Origin of the sequence: Clostridium sp. AF28-12 (genome assembly GCF_003435225.1) — a bacterium.
GTDB classification, from domain to species: domain Bacteria; phylum Bacillota; class Clostridia; order Lachnospirales; family Lachnospiraceae; genus Pilosibacter; species Pilosibacter fragilis.
The window spans coordinates 130,001-146,976 of record NZ_QWGJ01000008.1 but is presented as its reverse complement, the minus strand read 5'-3'; the positions used below and the strand labels follow the sequence as shown (position 1 = coordinate 146,976).

13 protein-coding genes are annotated in these 16,976 nt (G+C 46.9%); 3 read left to right on the top strand and 10 right to left on the bottom strand.

The genetic code is table 11. The annotated features are described in order from the left end of the window. Window positions 1–654: 654 nt before the first annotated feature. On the bottom strand, window positions 655–2,214 hold the full coding sequence (locus DWY93_RS08980) for a hypothetical protein (protein WP_117470031.1): 1,560 nt from the start codon (window positions 2,212–2,214) through the stop codon (window positions 655–657). Between the two features lie 442 nt (window positions 2,215–2,656). On the opposite strand from DWY93_RS08980, the gene DWY93_RS08975 reads away from it, so the two are divergent. Next, the gene (locus DWY93_RS08975) at window positions 2,657–4,279 is read left to right on the top strand and encodes a flotillin family protein (RefSeq protein WP_117470127.1); all 1,623 of its coding nucleotides are present in this window, start codon (window positions 2,657–2,659) and stop codon (window positions 4,277–4,279) included. Between the two features lie 419 nt (window positions 4,280–4,698). Here the strand turns inward: DWY93_RS08975 and DWY93_RS08970 are convergent, their stop codons facing one another. The 6 genes from DWY93_RS08970 to DWY93_RS08945 form a co-directional block, all read right to left on the bottom strand. Next, window positions 4,699–6,177, bottom strand: coding sequence for an altronate dehydratase family protein (locus DWY93_RS08970; protein WP_117470032.1), 1,479 nt, complete (start codon window positions 6,175–6,177; stop codon window positions 4,699–4,701). 7 nt (window positions 6,178–6,184) lie between these two features. After that, a complete protein-coding gene (locus DWY93_RS08965; protein ID WP_117470033.1) occupies window positions 6,185–7,684 on the bottom strand; it encodes a tagaturonate reductase in 1,500 nt (499 codons plus the stop codon). 97 nt (window positions 7,685–7,781) lie between these two features. Continuing rightward, the gene (locus DWY93_RS08960; RefSeq protein WP_117470034.1) at window positions 7,782–9,068 is read right to left on the bottom strand and encodes a TRAP transporter large permease; all 1,287 of its coding nucleotides are present in this window, start codon (window positions 9,066–9,068) and stop codon (window positions 7,782–7,784) included. After that, a complete protein-coding gene (locus DWY93_RS08955) occupies window positions 9,061–9,570 on the bottom strand; it encodes a TRAP transporter small permease (RefSeq protein ID WP_117470035.1) in 510 nt (169 codons plus the stop codon). The genes DWY93_RS08960 and DWY93_RS08955 overlap by 8 nt, the downstream gene beginning before the upstream one ends. 85 nt (window positions 9,571–9,655) lie before the next feature. Then, on the bottom strand, window positions 9,656–10,759 hold the full coding sequence (locus tag DWY93_RS08950) for a C4-dicarboxylate TRAP transporter substrate-binding protein (protein WP_117470036.1): 1,104 nt from the start codon (window positions 10,757–10,759) through the stop codon (window positions 9,656–9,658). Between the two features lie 111 nt (window positions 10,760–10,870). Beyond that, window positions 10,871–11,905 (bottom strand): zinc-binding alcohol dehydrogenase family protein, encoded by a 1,035-nt coding sequence (locus tag DWY93_RS08945; protein WP_021905262.1) that lies wholly within the window; start codon window positions 11,903–11,905, stop codon window positions 10,871–10,873. A 296-nt stretch (window positions 11,906–12,201) separates the two neighbouring features. Here DWY93_RS08945 and DWY93_RS08940 point away from each other — a divergent pair, with 296 nt between their 5' ends. Together DWY93_RS08940 and DWY93_RS08935 are read left to right on the top strand one after the other, a co-directional pair. Then, on the top strand, window positions 12,202–12,885 hold the full coding sequence (locus DWY93_RS08940; RefSeq protein ID WP_117470037.1) for a GntR family transcriptional regulator: 684 nt from the start codon (window positions 12,202–12,204) through the stop codon (window positions 12,883–12,885). Window positions 12,886–13,183: 298 nt separating this feature from the next. Beyond that, a complete protein-coding gene (locus DWY93_RS08935; protein ID WP_117470038.1) occupies window positions 13,184–14,581 on the top strand; it encodes an ATP-binding protein in 1,398 nt (465 codons plus the stop codon). Between the two features lie 119 nt (window positions 14,582–14,700). Here the strand turns inward: DWY93_RS08935 and dusB are convergent, their stop codons facing one another. The 3 genes from dusB to DWY93_RS08920 form a co-directional block, all read right to left on the bottom strand. After that, a complete protein-coding gene (gene dusB, locus DWY93_RS08930) occupies window positions 14,701–15,660 on the bottom strand; it encodes a tRNA dihydrouridine synthase DusB (protein ID WP_015552585.1) in 960 nt (319 codons plus the stop codon). After that, complete coding sequence (locus tag DWY93_RS08925; RefSeq protein ID WP_181968361.1) at window positions 15,657–16,439, bottom strand: hypothetical protein; 783 nt, start codon at window positions 16,437–16,439, stop codon at window positions 15,657–15,659. Before DWY93_RS08925 ends, dusB begins: the two co-directional genes overlap by 4 nt. Before the next feature lie 95 nt (window positions 16,440–16,534). Further along, window positions 16,535–16,906 (bottom strand): DUF6145 family protein, encoded by a 372-nt coding sequence (locus DWY93_RS08920; RefSeq protein WP_117470040.1) that lies wholly within the window; start codon window positions 16,904–16,906, stop codon window positions 16,535–16,537. Window positions 16,907–16,976 lie beyond the last annotated feature (70 nt).

Below are 16,976 nucleotides of genomic sequence, written 5' to 3'. Positions count from 1 at the left end.
TCGTTGAGTTGTCCAGATCCAAAATTTAGCTTGGCTAATTTTAAACCGTTCTACTGTTTTGTTAGGTTTTGTTCTGAATGTTCTCATTCATGGTCTAAACCAAAGACCATTTTTATAAGAATTTTCAGGGTTTTACATACTGTTCAGTTTTCAAGGAACTTTGTTTCGTTGTCGTTTTCGTTCTCAGCGGCAACTTGTTTATTCTATCATACCGTTTCCGGTTTGTCAAGAATTTTTTAAAACTTTTTTCGAAAGATTAAGAAGTTTTCTTAATGACTCTTAATAAGTTTTGCCCTGTCGCTCAAGGCGAGTATTATAATATCAAATCCCCACGGAAAAGTCAACCTCTTTTTCCAGTTTTTTTCAAAGTTTTTTCTTTTGTATGTGCAATATCTACATTTTGTTATTACCCCTGTTTACAAATACCATATGTGGATAATCCATCAAATAAGCAGTCATTCTGTGGATCTTATCCCCAACAGAACAACTGCCTGTACCATTCACTTGCTTTATAATCACACGCAAAAGCCCAACCTGAATTGAATTCTCCGGCAGAAATTTTGTCTCTCAGTCCATATATTTACCGCTAACATTGTAAGTGCAAACACGCATCAAACCATTGCAGTCAATTTTTCTCCTGATTTTACATACCTTTTAATCAGTTTCTTCTCCCGGAAGTACCTGCAGCGCATCCTGTACCGTGAAGAATACCAGGTTATCCAGCCAGCCGCCCTGTTTTCGATTCTGAGCTGCCGTCATGACTGGATATTGCAGAATGCTCTTCTGATGCGTATAGTTCAGCCAGGAATCGATCCACCAGTCCTTCTCTTTTTCCCTGATGCCATAAGATACATATCCACGGCATCGCTCCCCGCGCCATGGCATCGAGAACTCTGCGAAGATACTGCTCGTCTCCCGGCTCTCATAAAACGGCCAGCTCTGCCCCATATCATAAGTCTCGTTTTCCAGAGACGCGTAATCCGCGGCATAGGAAATTTCCTTCTTATCATAAAGGACCTGTCCGGTCAGCTCTCCTTCTTCGAGCCAGCCACCATTCCGTTCCCGGCATGCCGGATATAGCTGCAAAGCCTCTGTCCCATGAAAGCCCGGATCTTCATTCCAAAGAAAATGATGGATGATCTTCCAATGCCCTTCCTGCTCAAGTTCTACTGCAATTCCACTGAGTCTCAGTTCTTTATGAGGATACTCCCGCGAATACTGCGTGTAGCCTTCTGACCTTGTGACGACCTGTTCTCCGTCATTGATCGGATAATCCGTTTGCTGCAATCGTACCTGTCTGGCGTTCTTGCACGCTAAGAGATCTTCCTCTTTCAGGTCATCCAGAATATCCTCCGGAAATCCAATCGAGACCAGATGCGTTTTTATCTCCTCGTATGCCGGATCCTTCAGTGCCTTCACCTCATTCCATTTCATATGGTAGGAACCAAAGAATATGGTTCCGATTACAAGTCCTGCTGCGGTTAGAACAACTGCCCCTGCCGCACACTTCCCGTTGGAGACACGCATCGGCGGTTCTTCCAATACATACCCTGCCTTTTCCAGATCTTCAGCGGTATGTTTTAACTCCACAAGAATTCCAATATATGTCGCAAGAACAGCGATTCCAATGATCCAGCCGCTGTCATTCATGTTCATAAGCAGTATAATGACTGCATACCAGATAACTAAATGGATCAGGATTTTGTTGTCCGCTTCCTTCTCACGCTTTTTTAGCTCTGTCTGCATGCCGCGGAAAAAGCAGGATGCTATGATCAGCGGCAATGCAAATTCCCATAAGAGCATGAATTGCCAAATATATGTATCATAAATTTGTCTTCTGTTGATAAAAGTTCCACTCACTATGGAAATCATTGTAATCACAACGTTGATCGCTGCCGCAGCATACCCCGCCTTAAACCATTTATCTTCCTGCTTCAAATTCCGTAATCCTGCAAATATCATAAGGATTCCTATGAACGGCAGAATATAATATAACAGAAGAAAATTCAGTTTGATCACGCAGAATCCCATCCCAACCAGAATATTCTCATACGTCTGCTTCCAGAGACTTGTCTTTTGATCCACCAGCTTATTTCCACCGTTTTCATTCTGGTCTTTTGAGAGATGTCCAGCGTTTTCCTGCGGACTCTCTTTCACACTCTGCTTCTCTGCACTCTCCCAAAACGACTCCTGCATCCAGATTCTGGTATCCATGTGATCCCTCCCTTTTATCTCAGTCGCGAAAACTCCCACCTCTTTCAGGTGGTATGTAACAGTAAATTTGTCTCGGTGGGCGTTAGGTCTCCGAACATCCGAAGTTTTTTCGTATCCACAACCGCCACAATCCAGTCCATATCATATTTCGACACGATCCAATCCTTCTATCTATAAATATACCATAACTTCTTCCGCTATCAATCCACCGCGCTCAGTTTTAAGAAAAATGTAATCTATGTGGCAATTTTATGGCATTCCGATTACATTCCTCTTACGTTTTCTTACACTTTGTTGCATCGTATTGTATTTTCTGATACTTTCTGATACTGTGAATTTAGCGAAAAGGAATATACCTTTTTATGTGACAGGAAATTCCTCAAACTTTTCTGTTACACATGAGAATTTTGCAACAAAAGTCAAGGTCCAGAAAGGAGTTTCTATGAATTTGAATCATCTGATCATCCCTATCACCATTGCAGTCATTCTGATTCTGATCCTTGTCCTCATCACATGTGGATACGTGAAAGCTCCGCCGGATCAGGCTTATATTATTTCCGGTCTTAAGCATGACGCAAAGATCCTCATCGGACGTTCCGGAATCCGGATCCCGTTCTTTGAACGGATGGACCGTTTATATCTCGGACAGATGACCGTCGATATCAAAACGGAACAGTCCGTTCCGACAAACGATTTTATCAATGTCAATGTCGACGCGGTTGCCAAGGTACGGATCACCCCATCTCAGGAAGGGATCCGTCTGGCAGCAAAAAACTTCTTAAATAAGAAGCCCGAGGATATCACCATGGATCTTCAGGATTCCCTCCAGGGAAACATGCGTGAGATCATCGGTACTCTCTCCTTAAAGGAGATCAACACCGACAGGGATTCCTTCTCTGATCAGGTTATGCTAAAGGCATCCAAGGACATGGATAAGCTGGGAATCGAGATCCTGTCCTGTAATATCCAGAATGTCACTGACGATAATGGATTGATCCGGGATCTTGGTGCCGACAATACCTCAAAGATCAAGAAAGATGCCGCGATCGCAAAAGCCCAGGCAGACCGCGATATCGCTATCGCCCAGGCAGAAGCGAACAAATCTGCCAACGATGCCCGCGTACTTGCGGAGACAGAGATCGCGGAGAAAAATAACGAGCTGGAGATCCGTAAGTCAGAGCTTCAGAAGCACTCCGACACGAAGAAAGCGGAAGCGGACGCTGCTTATGAAATCCAGAAGCAGGAACAGGAAAAAACGATCCAGACAGCTACCGTAAATGCCCAGATCGCAAAGGCGGAGCGCGAAGCAGAACTTCGGAAGCAGGAAGTTGCCGTTCAACAGCAGCAGTTAGACGCGGAAGTCAACAAGAAAGCCGATGCGGAGCGCTACAAGGTCGAGCAGGAGGCGGCTGCCATGCTTGCAAAACGTCAGCGTGAGGCGGAAGCCAGAAAATATGAGTTAGAAAAAGAGGCGGAAGCCATGCGTACAAAGGCAGATGCCGCAAGATATCAGGCGGAGCAGGAAGCCGCCGGAATCCGTGCCCGCGGAGAGGCGGAGGCGGCTGCGATCCAGGCAAAGGCCGTCGCAGAGGCGGAAGGTATGGAGAAAAAAGCAGAAGCTTATGCGAAGTACAATAACGCCGCTATCGTCGAGATGTTAGTAGGCATTATGCCGCAGATGGCCGCAGAGATCGCGAAGCCATTGTCCTCTATCGACAAGGTCAATATCTACGGAACCGGTGGTGCAAACGGCACAAACGGCAGCGGAGTCAGCGAAATCTCCGGAAATACGGCGGCTGTCATGCAGCAGGTATTCGACACCATGTCCGAGGCCACCGGTGTGGATTTCAGGGATATCCTGAAAGCGCAAACGTATGACGCAAAGGTGAACCGGAATATTAATGTCAGCGGACTTACGATCCCGGCTGTACATCGTGAACAGGCTGCAAATCCCGCAGCCGCAAAACCCGAATCCGGTACTTCCGATTTAAGCTCCGGCACGGGTGATCCGGCAATACCGTCCACACCAGACGCAGAAGCTGTTCCGGAGAACCATACCTCATAATTACATTATTTAATCCCGCTCCTTCCCCAGCATGGTAAGTGTAGACTTACAGACTGATTCCAATCGTCATACCCATACTCCCCCTACTTACCCCCGGCAGTGCCTCTCACAGGACACTGCCGGGGTCTTTTAAAATATAGGACAATCCCACGCGGACGCCCACCGGACCTGCACAGGCGGCTTGTTCGGATGCTCCGTAAAATGAATGTGCCCTGGCATATTCTCGCGCCCCGCGCGGTTGCTTGTGACAGTCTACATCTTCGCGCGAGTGCATATCATTGGCACGTGAGTGCCTTTTTATATAACAGGGAATTCTTCGGAATTTCCTATTACTCAAAAAAAGACACCCGCCTCCGGCCATCTCTGACCGGAAAGCAGGTGTCTCTATAAGGGAAACATAAAAAATTGTGAAGCTGTTATTACAGCACAACACCGTCTTTAAAAATGGAGATCTCGCGGAAGCCTTTCTCCTCGGCTTTTGTCTGTTTTCCGCCGGCAACCTCGATCACAAGCTGCAGAAGTCTCTTCGCAGCATCATCAATGGTCTCGCCGTCAGCGATCGGACCGGCATCGAAGTCGATCCAGCCTTTCTTTCTCTCCGCAAGCTGGCTGTTTGTCGCCAGTTTTAAGGTCGGAGCCGGTGCACCAAACGGTGTTCCGCGACCTGTTGTGAACAGGATCATGTGCGCTCCGGCAGCCGTCATGGCTGTAGCGGATACCAGGTCATTTCCCGGTCCGTAAAGCATGTTAAGACCTTTTGTCACCACCGGATCACCATAACCGATGACATCCATGATCGGAGCTGTACCGCCCTTCTGGACACATCCGCAGGATTTATCCTCAAGGGTGGTGATACCGCCCTGCTTGTTACCCGGGCTCGGATTATCGTAAACCACCTCGTGATGGCTAATAAAGTAGTTCTTGAAGCCGTTGATCATGTTGACGGCTTTGTCGAATACTTCTTTATTTACACAGCGGTTCATTAAGAAACCTTCCGCTCCGAACATCTCCGGAACCTCTGTAAGCACAGTAGAACCGCCTCTGGCTGCCATCATATCACTGAAACGTCCGACAGTCGGGTTTGCGGTGATGCCGGAAAGTCCGTCGGAGCCTCCGCACTTCATGCCGACAACAAGCTCACTGACCGGGATCGGCTCTCTCTCAAACTGCGCCGCGTATGCGGAACATTCCTCAAGAAGCTTTCTTCCTGCCTCAAACTCATCATCCACTTCCTGACAGGTCAGGAATTTTACGCGGTCATGGTCGTAATCGCCAAGCTCTTCCAGGAACTGCTCGTGGGTCAGGTTCTCACAGCCAAGTCCTAATACGAGAACAGCGGCTGCGTTCGGATGACGGACAAGGGCTGCAAGAAGCTTTCTTGTCTGTGCATGATCTGCGCCTGTCTGGCTGCAGCCGAACGGATGCGGGAATGTATAGAGTCCGTCAATGGTGCCTTTCACAAGATCCTGATTGTCGCGGACCATTTTCTTTGCGATATCATTGACACAGCCTACGGTCGGGATGATCCAGATCTCATTGCGGATCGCCGCGCGGCCGTCTTTTCTGCGGAAGCCCATAAAAGTCTCCGGCTCAACTTTTTCCGGGAAGTCGAGGGACGGAGTATAGGTATACTCCATCTCTCCTTCCAGATTTGTCTTCACGTTGTGGGTGTGCATCCATGCACCGGCCTCTGCGTCTGCTGTCGCGTGACCGATGGCAAAGCCGTATTTGATGATATTCTCACCGTTCTTGATCGGTTTTAACGCGATCTTGTGGCCCTGTGGGATGTCCTCAAGCGCTGTGACTGTGATGCCGCCTGCAGTGACCTCCTCACCCTTTTTGATCGGGTGAAGAGCGACCGCTACGTTATCCAGTCTGGAAATCTGAATTACTTTCATATGTTAATTAAAGGCAGCTTGCAAATGCAGCCTTTGCTCCTTCCGTGCGAATCTTCTTAAGGTCAGCGACAACCTTCTCCTCAAGACCAGCGATCTTTGTGAGATCCTGATCCCACATTTTCTCGTTAGTGAGAACTGCGTTTACAAGAGCCTCTGCGGAGTCATCCTTGTGCGCATAGTAGAACTCAAGTGCCCATCTGTCATCGCTTACGGTGTACTCGTTGCCGGCCGGACGCTTGCAAACAAGACCTGCGTCTGTCAGAGCCTGGATGTCATTGCTGTAGAATGCGATATAAGCCGCTAAGGACATGGTCAGGCACTCCGGAAGCTTACCGGTCTCTTTGATGTACTCAAGGAAGGACGGCATGTTTCTTGCTTTCCACTTAGATGTGGAGTTTAAGGAGATGCTCATTAACTCATGGTCAACGAACGGGTTGTTGAAACGATCCTGTACTGCGGATGCGAACTGCATTAAGTCGTTCTTGTCAAGCGGAAGTGTCGGGATAACCTCATCGTAGAGCATCTTGTTCATGAAGCCCTTGATGACCTCGTCATGCATACAGTCACGAACGATGTTCTCGCCTGCAAGGTAAGCGCCGAGTACGAAACCTGTGTGAGCGCCGTTTAAGATTCTAACTTTTCTCTTCTTGTACGGGCTCATATCCGGTGTTACGAATACTTTGTCAAGAAGTCCTGCTTTCTTGAACGGAAGAATGTCGTTTAACTTCTCATCGCCCTCGATGACCCAGACGCCGAATACCTCGCCAACATCTGTAAGCGGGTCAGCGTAGCCATTCTTCTGCTCAAGCTCAGCAACTTCGTTTGCGTCTTTGATACGGCCCGGAACGATACGGTCTACTAAGGAACCGCAGAATGTGCAGTCTTCATTTACGTACTTCTTGAATCCGTCCTCAAGTCCCCACTGCTCGATGTACTGGTTTACGCACTTTAAGAGCTCTTTACCGTTGTTGTCGATCAGCTCGCAGGCAAGCATGATGATACCTTTCTTTCCTGCTTTGTAACGATGATAGAGAACCTGAGTTAATTTTGCCGGGAAGCTGGACGGCGGGCAGTCATCCTGTTTGCAGGACGGATCATACTGGATACCGGCCTCTGTTGTGTTGGAAACGATGATCTCAAGGTCGTCGCTTGCAGCAACCTCCATCATCTTCTCGTAATCCTCTTTCTCATACGGGTTTAAGCAGCGTTTTACGCTGGAGATCACTCTCTTAGCGTCTACCTTCTGTCCGTTCTCGCTTCCGCGAAGGTACAGTGTGTAGAGACCTTCCTGCTCGTTGATCATCTTTGCAAGACCTGGAGCGATCGGCTGTACCAGACAGCATTTTCCGTTCCAGCCTGCTTTCTCATTTGCAAGATCAAACCAGTAGTCAACGAATGCTCGAAGGAAGTTTCCCTCACCGAACTGAAGAACTTTCTCCGGTGCGTCTTTTAATACATATCCATCATAACCAGATTTTTTGAGAACATCATAATTTAAGCGTTCCATAATAATTTCCTTTCTTCATATAAAAGAATTCATGGTATATAAATCAAAACTGCCAGACGGGGCATCATACCGATCCCCATCTGGCAGCAAGTTTACCCTAATAGAACAGATTTACAAGGAATGTGGTAAACGGCTCGACCCAGGTAAGGAGCATCAGGTTGATAATAAGCAGGATGTAGAACGGTACTGCTTCTTTGATGAATGCTGCGGTCTTACACTTTGTAATAGAGCAGGTTACGAACATCAGGGTTCCCATAGGCGGTGATAATGCGCCGATGGCGTTATTGAAGATGTAGATCATTGCGAACTGGATCTCGTTGATTCCGTACTGTGCAGCGATCGGCGCAAGAAGCGGAACCAGAATGATCATGGAAGCGTTACCTTCGATGAACATACCTACGATCAGTAAGAAGATATTTACAACGATCAGGAATACATATTTGCTGTGGATGTTTGCAAGCATCCACGCTGTCAGCGCCTGCGGGATTCTCTCTTTTGTGAGGATCCAGGAGAATACGGACGCAGCGGATACGATGAGCATGATGGAAGCTGTCGTGCAGACAGTCTCCTTTAAGCCCTGGATCATATCCTTGATGTGCATCTCATGGTAGATAAAACCAAGGAATGCAGCGTAGAGGATCGCTACAGCTCCTGCCTCGGTAGCTGTGAAGATACCGATACGGATACCACCGATGATGATAACTGGAAGGAGCAGCGGCAGGATCGCCGGTTTTAAAGCTGTCCAGAATTTGGACCAGGTTAATTTTTCTGTTGTTAAAAGACCATAGCCACGTTTCTTGGAGATCACTCCTACAAGGATCATCATGGAAACGCAGAGAAGACCTCCGACACCGAAGCCGGAAATAAACAGCTTACCGATGGAAACGTTCGCGATACATCCGTAAAGGATCATTGCGATTCCCGGCGGGATCAGCGGTGTGATCATGGAGGAAGCGGCTGTTACAACACTGGAGAACTCCAGAGAGAAGCCCTTCTTTGTCATCTCCGGAACCATCATTTTAGACTCCATCGCTGCATCGGCGATGTTGGATCCGGAAAGTCCGCCCATAACGGTGGATAAAAGTACGTTTACCTGTGCGAGACCGCCAGGAAGACGTCCTGTTACAACCTCACAGAAATCCATGATCCTCTTTGTAACACCGGTGTAGTTCATGAAGATACCGGCACAAACGAAGAACGGGATCGCCATAAGGGAAATTTTCTCAGTACCAATGATTGCCTGCTGGGCAAAGATAACGGTATTGATTCCCGGGTTCATAACGAAGTAAACCATGGAACCGCCGAGGACGGCGATAAATACCGGAACCTTGAAGAAAAGAAGGACCAGCATCACAATTGCAGATAACATTAACACATTACTCATTGCTGCTTGCTGCCTCCTTTGCCTCAGATTTTACGCCGTGGAACAGGGCGTAGAAATAGCTGATGATCATATCAAAATAGGATAAGATCGCGATACCGTATACCCAGGAATACGGAATTTTTAACATACTTGTGGAACGTCCGCTCTTTACGAACACCTGGATGAAACCGATGCTCTGCATGAACAGATATCCGATTACAACTACAACTACGATGGAAATCAGGATTTCCATGATCTTCTGCATACTCTTCGGCATCAGGTCGACGATCATCTCGATCGCAACATGGTTGCCGGAGCGGAATGCTGCACCTGCGCCTGCAAATACAATCCAGACCATACATGAGGTCTGAACCTCCTCAAGCCATGTAAATGGTGCGTTGAAGATATATCTCCATACAACGCCGAGGAATGTCAGGACGATCAGGATCGCAAGAATAATGGAAGCGACAACGATGTCAATGTTCATCAGGATCGCTGAAGCTTTATTTTCTTTCTTCTCCATAGATTTTCAGACTCCTATCAGGGAAACTGCCCCGGCGGACAGATCCGCCGGGAACAGTTACTTTATGCTTTTACTGCAAAATGGATTATTCAGCACCCATAGCCTTTTTAACTGTGTCATAGAGGCCATCGCTCCAGCCAAAGTCAGCACCCATTTCATAGAACGGCTGTGCTTTCTCCTTGAATCCGGCAAGAACTTCCTCGGACGGCTCAACAACAGTTACGCCTTCGTCTTTCATCTTCTGAAGGTACTCAGCGTCAGCAGCCTGCTGTACTTCGTTGTTGTACTCACCAGCTTCTTCTGCTGTCTCAAGTAACCATGTCTGCTGCTCTTCCGGAAGGCTGTTGAACCAGTCAGCGGATACAACCCATGTTGTGAAGTTCTTTACATGTCCGTCAAGGATTAAGTATTTAGCAACCTCGTGAAGCTTTCTGCCGTACAGAGTTGCAAGCGGGTTCTCAGCACCGTCGATGGTCTTTGTCTGAAGAGCCTGATAAACATCTCCAAGTGCCATACCTGTGGATGTTGCGCCAAGTACATCGAAGCCCTTGGACTGGATCTCGTTGGACGGAACACGGATCTTTAATCCCTTTAAGTCATCAACTGTGTTGACCGGAACGTTTGTAAGAGTATGTCTCTCACCGTAGATCCAGTTGGAAGCGATGATCTTTAAGCCTTTTTCTTCAAGCTTGCCACACTGCTCTTTGTACCAGTCGGAATCAACCAGTTTCCAAACCTGATCCCAGGAATCGAACAGGAACGGTCCGAATACGATACCGAAATCCGGTACACCGTAGTCAGCATAGAAAGCACCGTCTGCAAGTGTGCAGACATTCTCACCGAGAAGCATGGAGTCGATTAAGGAAGACTTATCACCAAGCTGGGAATCCGGATAGATCTCGATTGCCATCTTGCCGCCGGATTTCTCTTTGATGATCTCCTGAGCTTTCTCCCAGCCCTGTCCAACCGGCTCGGAAATGGAGTTCTCGAAAGCGACCTGAAGAACTGTCTCAGCATCGGAAGAACCGTTATCTGCTGCTGCAGCTGCTGTAGTATCTGCTGCTGCGGCTGCTGTTGTCTCAGCTGCCTTTGTTGTCTCTGTTGTGGAAGAGCTGCTTCCGCAAGCGGTAAGTGTTGTTGCTGCCATAGCACCTGCCATGGTTAATGCCATAACTTTTTTGAGTTTCATAATGTTTCCCTCCGTTTTTGTTTTAAAAACATTTATCCGGTCTTCTGCCCGATCCCCATCAGGCAGAAAACCTCGCACCCCGTTTCCCGGGGAAAGCTTCATGATTTTTGATTATTTGGAAATCTTGGAAAAATCAAACACAACCTTTAACATATCGCCCGGGTTGTGCGCAAAGTCATCGAATGCCTTTGCAGCATCATCAAACGCATATGTATTTGTGATGATCTTGTGGAGCGGTGCCTTGCCTGCGTTCACGATATCGATCAGCTCTAAGAAGTCCTTCTTTAATGCGTTTCTGGAACCGAATACATTTAATTCCTTCTTCTGGATCAGTGTGAAGTTGAAGTCAAGGTTCTTCTTGCCGACTCCGATCAGAACCATGCGGCCACCGAAGCAGCAGGCATCGATACAGTTCTGGAATGTGGACGGAAGACCAACTGCCTCGATCGTTACATCAAAGCCATTGCCGTTTGTGATCTCAGCAACACCTTTCTCGAAGTTTTCCGGAGAATCATTTAATAAGGTTCCGTCAACACCGAAGTCCTTCGCCATCTCAAGCTTACCTGCGGATACATCGGAGATGTAAACGGTAGCGCCCTTCGCTTTTGCTGCGATCGCTGCGAGAACACCGATGGTACCGGCGCCGACTACAAGGACTTTATCTCCCTCTTTTACGTTTGCGCGGCTCACACCATGGTAGCTGATGCAGAACGGCTCGATTGCTGCAAGTGTCTTAGCGTCCATTCCCTTACCGTCATACACACGCTCGATCGGCATTGTGATGTACTCCTGGAAAGCACCGTCTCTCTGACATCCCATTGTCTGGTTGTCCATACATGCGTTTACGATTCCGTGCTCGCAGGAATAGCAGTGTCCGCAGTTGAAGTACGGGTTGCAGGTTACGATCATTCCCGGCTTGATGCCATACGCGTTGTTCTCATCTGCCTCGATAACCTCAGCGGAGAACTCGTGACCCGGGATTCTCGGGTAATCAAAATATGCGAATGTTCCACGGTAGGAACCAAGATCGCTTCCGCAGATTCCACCGTAAAGAATCTTTAATAAAACTTCTCCTTCTTTTCTTACCGGCATCTCTACATCTTTAATAGAAACCTGACCCGGTGCGTCAATATACATTGCTTTCATCGTTGTTTCCTCCTTAATTTTACGATTTTTGCTTTCTGTATAATTTTTCAAAATCAAATCTGTTGTATTCTTTGTTGTATACAACAGATTATAGTACTTTTTACACCAATGTCAATAAGTGTTAAGAAATTTGCACCACTTTTGACTTTTTCAACAAAATCGAGCTTTTTGGCTTGTGCAAAACGCCAATTGACGTTTTTAGCAAAAACCGTCGACATCTGCTTGAAAACGATTTTGTTTTGTGTTAGTATGAATCTATATATTTTTTATTGAGAAGAAAAAGACAGGAGTCCATTATGCCTAAAATAAACCTGAAAACCCTGGCGTACAATACGATCCGTTCCAAGATCGTCACTTGTCAATATGCGCCGGGTACTTTTTTGAATGAAGAACAGCTTACCACTGAATTATCTCTGAGCCGTACCCCGGTACGGGACGCGCTTGGACGTCTCGAACAGGAAGGTCTTCTGGAAATCCGCCCGAAATGCGGAATTCTCGTTCGTCCTCTGACATTAAATGACATTGATATGATCTTTGAAGTCCGAATGATGTATGAGCCGTATGTCCTGACCCATTACGGAGCAAATCTTTCCGTCTCCGCTTTGAATGAATTCTATGATATTTTCAAGAAATGGGATCCTAACAAAGAAATATACCGGGACAAGGATTCCTTCTATGACCTCGATTATCGCTTCCATGCGTTGATCATGTCCGCCTGCCCGAATGAATTTATCAACAGAAGCTACGATACGATCCAGACGCAGAATGAGCGTTTCCGATATATGACAGGAAATGTTTCGAATTTCCGTCTGGAGGCTACTTTCAAGGAGCACATGGCGATCGTAGAACCGTGCCTGAAAGGTGACTGGGAAAAAGCAAAAGAACAGCTCATCTACCACCTTGAACAATCAAAAGCTTCCGCATTCCGTCTTGTCGCTGCTTCCGAGACCAACAACCTCGCACATCATATGACTCTTTAACTGCTCACAACTATAAAATCCGGATCTGTTATCTTCTGAGAAACCAGATCCGGATTTTTTATTCTTTCAAATTTGCTATGATAACAACTGTTTTATTGTCCGTATGTCGTGTAAACAGTGCAAATTTTCTTTAATACATTTTACTTAATTATAATTAACTAATTTATGATTAAGTAAAATGCAAATGACTTTTTTGTATTTGACGATGAGGATATTATCGGCTATAATTAAGATGTAACCATTCAGTCATTTGCCTGTTTGTACTCTGATCACATGTTCAACAGCCGGAGGTGAAATCATGTTCATTGGAAGAGAAAGAGAGCTGTCCTCTCTTGAAAAACTATATCGATCGGATAAATTTGAATTTGCAGTTGTCTACGGACGACGCCGGGTTGGAAAAACCGCATTGCTCAGCCATTTTATTAAAGATAAAAATTCTATTTATTTTATGGGAATTGAAAGCAACGCAAAGCAAAACCTTGAAAACTTTAGCAGAAGTATTCTGGAATCAGACAGTCGTAATCCTGCTGAATCTGTCTTTCTTACCTTCCAGTCAGCATTAGAGTATGTTTTTAGACGTTCAGAACAGGAACGGATCATCCTTGTTATTGATGAATATCCTTATGTTGCACGATCATCAAAAAGCTTTTCTTCTGTACTCCAGCTGTTAATCGACCAATATAAAGATCGCTCAAAACTCATGCTGATCCTCTGCGGTTCCTCCATGTCTTATATGGAGGATCATGTGCTGGCATATAAAGCCCCCCTGTACGGGCGGCGAACCGCACAGTTTAAGATCTTACCCTTTAACTTTTTTGAAACATGCCGCTATTTCAGAAATTTTTCTCCATCTGACTGTGCCCTGATTTACGGGATTGCCGGTGGAACCCCGCAATATCTTCTTCAGATGGATGATTCCATGAGCGTTGATGAAAACATAAAAAATACATTTTTAAATTCATCCTCCGCCCTCTTCGAGGAACCTGAAAATCTTCTCAAACAGGAAGTACGCGAACCATCGCTATATAACGCAATTATCTCAGCGATTGCTACCGGAGCTTCCAAACTATCGGAAATCAGCACAAAAGTCGGCGAAAACAGCAGCACCTGTACTGCTTATTTAAAAAATCTGATCTCTCTGGGACTGGTCCGCCGCGAAACACCTTACGGGGAAAAGAACTCCAAAAAAACAATTTACACGGTTGAGGACAACATGTTCCGCTTCTGGTACCGGTTTATTCCTGATAATGCCTCCCTGATCGTCCGCGGCGCATCTGATCTGGTCTATCAAAGGATCAGACCTCAGCTTTCCGACTATATGGGAAAAATCTTTGAAGATATCTGCACCCAATATCTATGGCAGCTGCTCTTAAATGGAAAATCTCCTGTTTTCTTCAAGGAGCTTGGGCGTTGGTGGGGAACTGATCCAGCCACACATGCGCAAACAGAAATCGACATCATGGGAGAGCAGGACAGGAATACAGCCTTGTTTTGCGAATGCAAATGGACAAACGATCTCGTTGATTCCGGTGTCCTCGAGCTTCTTGTCCATCGAAGCCAGCTTTTCCACTACAACTCCACACATCTGTTTCTGTTTTCGAAAAACGGTTTTACAAGTGGATGTACGGAAATGGCCGAAAAACTCGGAAACGTGACTCTCGTCTCCTATTCAGATATCTATGGCAGTTGTCAATAGGCGAATCACCCCCATTTTTATAGAATGTGCCTTTTTTGTAACAGGGAATTTCACAGAATTCCCTGTTACGCAAGAATAAAGGGAGATCCGTTATCCTTCGGATCTCCCTTTGATATTCCTTATAGTCTCGTCCCGATCAGCTCCGTCAGCTCCTCCAGTGTCGCAACCGAATTGATCTCATTTCTTAATGCCGCAGAATTCGGATATCCGGCGGTATACCAGGCGACGTGCTTCCGCATCTCCCGCATTCCCGCCAGCTCGCCTTTAAACTCCATCATCATCTGACCATGGCGCAGGATCATGGCTTTCAGCTCCTCCACGGAAGGTCTCGGGAGAAGCTCGCCCGTTTCGAGATAGTGGGTGATCTGCTTAAAGATCCATGGATTTCCCTTCGCACCCCGGGCCACCATGATCCCGTCACAGCCCGTCTCCTCCACAAGGCGCTTCGCATCCTGCGGTGTAAAGACATCTCCGTTTCCGATCACCGGGATCTTCACAGCTTTTTTGACCTCGCGGATGATATTCCAGTCAGCTTTTCCAGAGTAATACTGCTCTCTCGTTCTACCATGGACAGCCACCGCCGCCACACCGGCACTCTCGGCGATCTTTGCGATCTCCACGGCGTTGATGCAGGTATCGTCAAAGCCCTTGCGGAATTTCACAGTCACCGGCTTTTTCACCGCTTTCACGAGTTTCGTAAGGATTTCCTCCACCAGCTTCGGATTTCTCATGAGGGCAGAGCCTTCACCATTCTTAACGATCTTCGGCACCGGGCAGCCCATGTTGATATCAAAAATATCGTATGGACCATCCTCCAGACTCGCCGCGATATCCGCTACAATATCCGGATCAGAGCCAAAAAGCTGCAGGGACACAGGACGCTCCCGCTCATCCACCTTTAAGAGCTCCTGAGTATTTTTATTCTTGTAGAGGATCGCCTTCGCGCTCACCATCTCCATGCACACCAGACCTGCTCCCTGCTCCCTGCAGAGGATCCGGTACGGCATATCCGTCACGCCCGCCATCGGGGCGAGGATCACATTGTTTTCAAGTTCCACATTTCCGATTTTTAACGTCATTGAATCAAAACTCCCTCTGCGTTTACGTACCGTCCGTCCGGCGCATAAGCGTTGGTTAACATGTCTCCGTCTGGTTTCTGGAAGTAATACCAGCTGCCCTGAGAGTTGACCCATCCGTATGCCATCGTTCCGTCCGTGTTCAGGAAATAATATTTTCCTTCTTTCAAGAGCCAGCCCGTCTGCATAGCTCCTTTGCTGTTTAAATAGTACCAGTTTCCATTGACATTCTGCCAGCCGGTCTGCATGATTCCATACATATCCAACAGATATGTCTTTCCATCTACATAGCCCCACTGACTCGAGACCGGATTTCCGTCCGGCTTATATAAGGCCCATTTCCCGTCAGCCCGCTGTCTCCAGCTGCCGCCGCGGTAGGTATTGTGGATGTAGATCGTGCTGTTTTCTGTTTTTGCGTACTGCTGTGCCGCCTCGTTTCCCGGGCCTTTCGAGTACACGTAATCTTTCTCGCTGTCGAGTCCGCCGCCCGGATTGGAACCGGACGCTCCGGGGCCGACATTGGAAGTCCAGCCGTTGTTGTAGGCCGGGTTGTTTTCCGGCTGCTCCCGATAATATATGATATCGTGATCCTCCATGCCCGGACCAATGTTGAAAGCATAGGGAGTCATTCTCGCAGCACCCAGAACTGTTATGCCGAAAAGCGCGGCGCCGACAGTCTTGATAACCGCTGTCTTCATATCTTTCCACGCGTTTTTATGATTCAGACATTCTGTATTGTTTCTGATCTTATTTATTCTGTTTTTTCGATCCATTCTTCTCATACCGTGTCCTCCGATACGGGATATTTTTTTCGCTTCTCCATCAGTAAAACCAACCATTAACAGTTGCTGTGGGGATTCAAAAGCAAAAACAAATTTTATTCTCCCTCTTTTTCCAGCTGGTCTTCCAGCTTGCCGCCGAGAAATACCACGCGGTAGAATAACTCCAGGGATTCTAAAAGTTCTTTCTTTTCTCTCTGGTACTGGCGGATCTTAAGGCCGCTGCCGATCTCATCGAAGAGATAATCCTGGTCCTCCGCCTCCACGCGGAACTCGAGGTTTCCTTCCGGGGTGAATTCGAGGAAGAGGATGCCGCCCACATCCTCAGTAAAGAGGACGCACATGATCTGAAGTTCCTTTTTGATGTTTTCCGGAAGAAGTTTGAATTTTTCGTTGAAGTAATATTTCTGCTGGTATGAGTTTGCGCCGCAGAGGATAATGTTTTCCTGTTTATTGTTGTTTTCTGCCATGATATATGTTTGCTCCGTTTCCTGTCATATAGTGTGATTGTAACTGTTCAGTAGGTCTGCGCATTTACTA

Bases quoted from the DNA above. Each gene is read 5' to 3' on its own strand.
- DWY93_RS08980 (WP_117470031.1), bottom strand. From the start codon at position 2,214: ATGGATACCAGAATCTGGATGCAGGAGTCGTTTTGGGAGAGTGCAGAG.
- DWY93_RS08975 (WP_117470127.1), top strand. From the start codon at position 2,657: ATGAATTTGAATCATCTGATCATCCCTATCACCATTGCAGTCATTCTG.
- DWY93_RS08970 (WP_117470032.1), bottom strand. From the start codon at position 6,177: ATGAAAGTAATTCAGATTTCCAGACTGGATAACGTAGCGGTCGCTCTT.
- DWY93_RS08965 (WP_117470033.1), bottom strand. From the start codon at position 7,684: ATGGAACGCTTAAATTATGATGTTCTCAAAAAATCTGGTTATGATGGA.
- DWY93_RS08960 (WP_117470034.1), bottom strand. From the start codon at position 9,068: ATGAGTAATGTGTTAATGTTATCTGCAATTGTGATGCTGGTCCTTCTT.
- DWY93_RS08955 (WP_117470035.1), bottom strand. From the start codon at position 9,570: ATGGAGAAGAAAGAAAATAAAGCTTCAGCGATCCTGATGAACATTGAC.
- DWY93_RS08950 (WP_117470036.1), bottom strand. From the start codon at position 10,759: ATGAAACTCAAAAAAGTTATGGCATTAACCATGGCAGGTGCTATGGCA.
- DWY93_RS08945 (WP_021905262.1), bottom strand. From the start codon at position 11,905: ATGAAAGCAATGTATATTGACGCACCGGGTCAGGTTTCTATTAAAGAT.
- DWY93_RS08940 (WP_117470037.1), top strand. From the start codon at position 12,202: ATGCCTAAAATAAACCTGAAAACCCTGGCGTACAATACGATCCGTTCC.
- DWY93_RS08935 (WP_117470038.1), top strand. From the start codon at position 13,184: ATGTTCATTGGAAGAGAAAGAGAGCTGTCCTCTCTTGAAAAACTATAT.
- dusB (WP_015552585.1), bottom strand. From the start codon at position 15,660: ATGACGTTAAAAATCGGAAATGTGGAACTTGAAAACAATGTGATCCTC.
- DWY93_RS08925 (WP_181968361.1), bottom strand. From the start codon at position 16,439: ATGAGAAGAATGGATCGAAAAAACAGAATAAATAAGATCAGAAACAAT.
- DWY93_RS08920 (WP_117470040.1), bottom strand. From the start codon at position 16,906: ATGGCAGAAAACAACAATAAACAGGAAAACATTATCCTCTGCGGCGCA.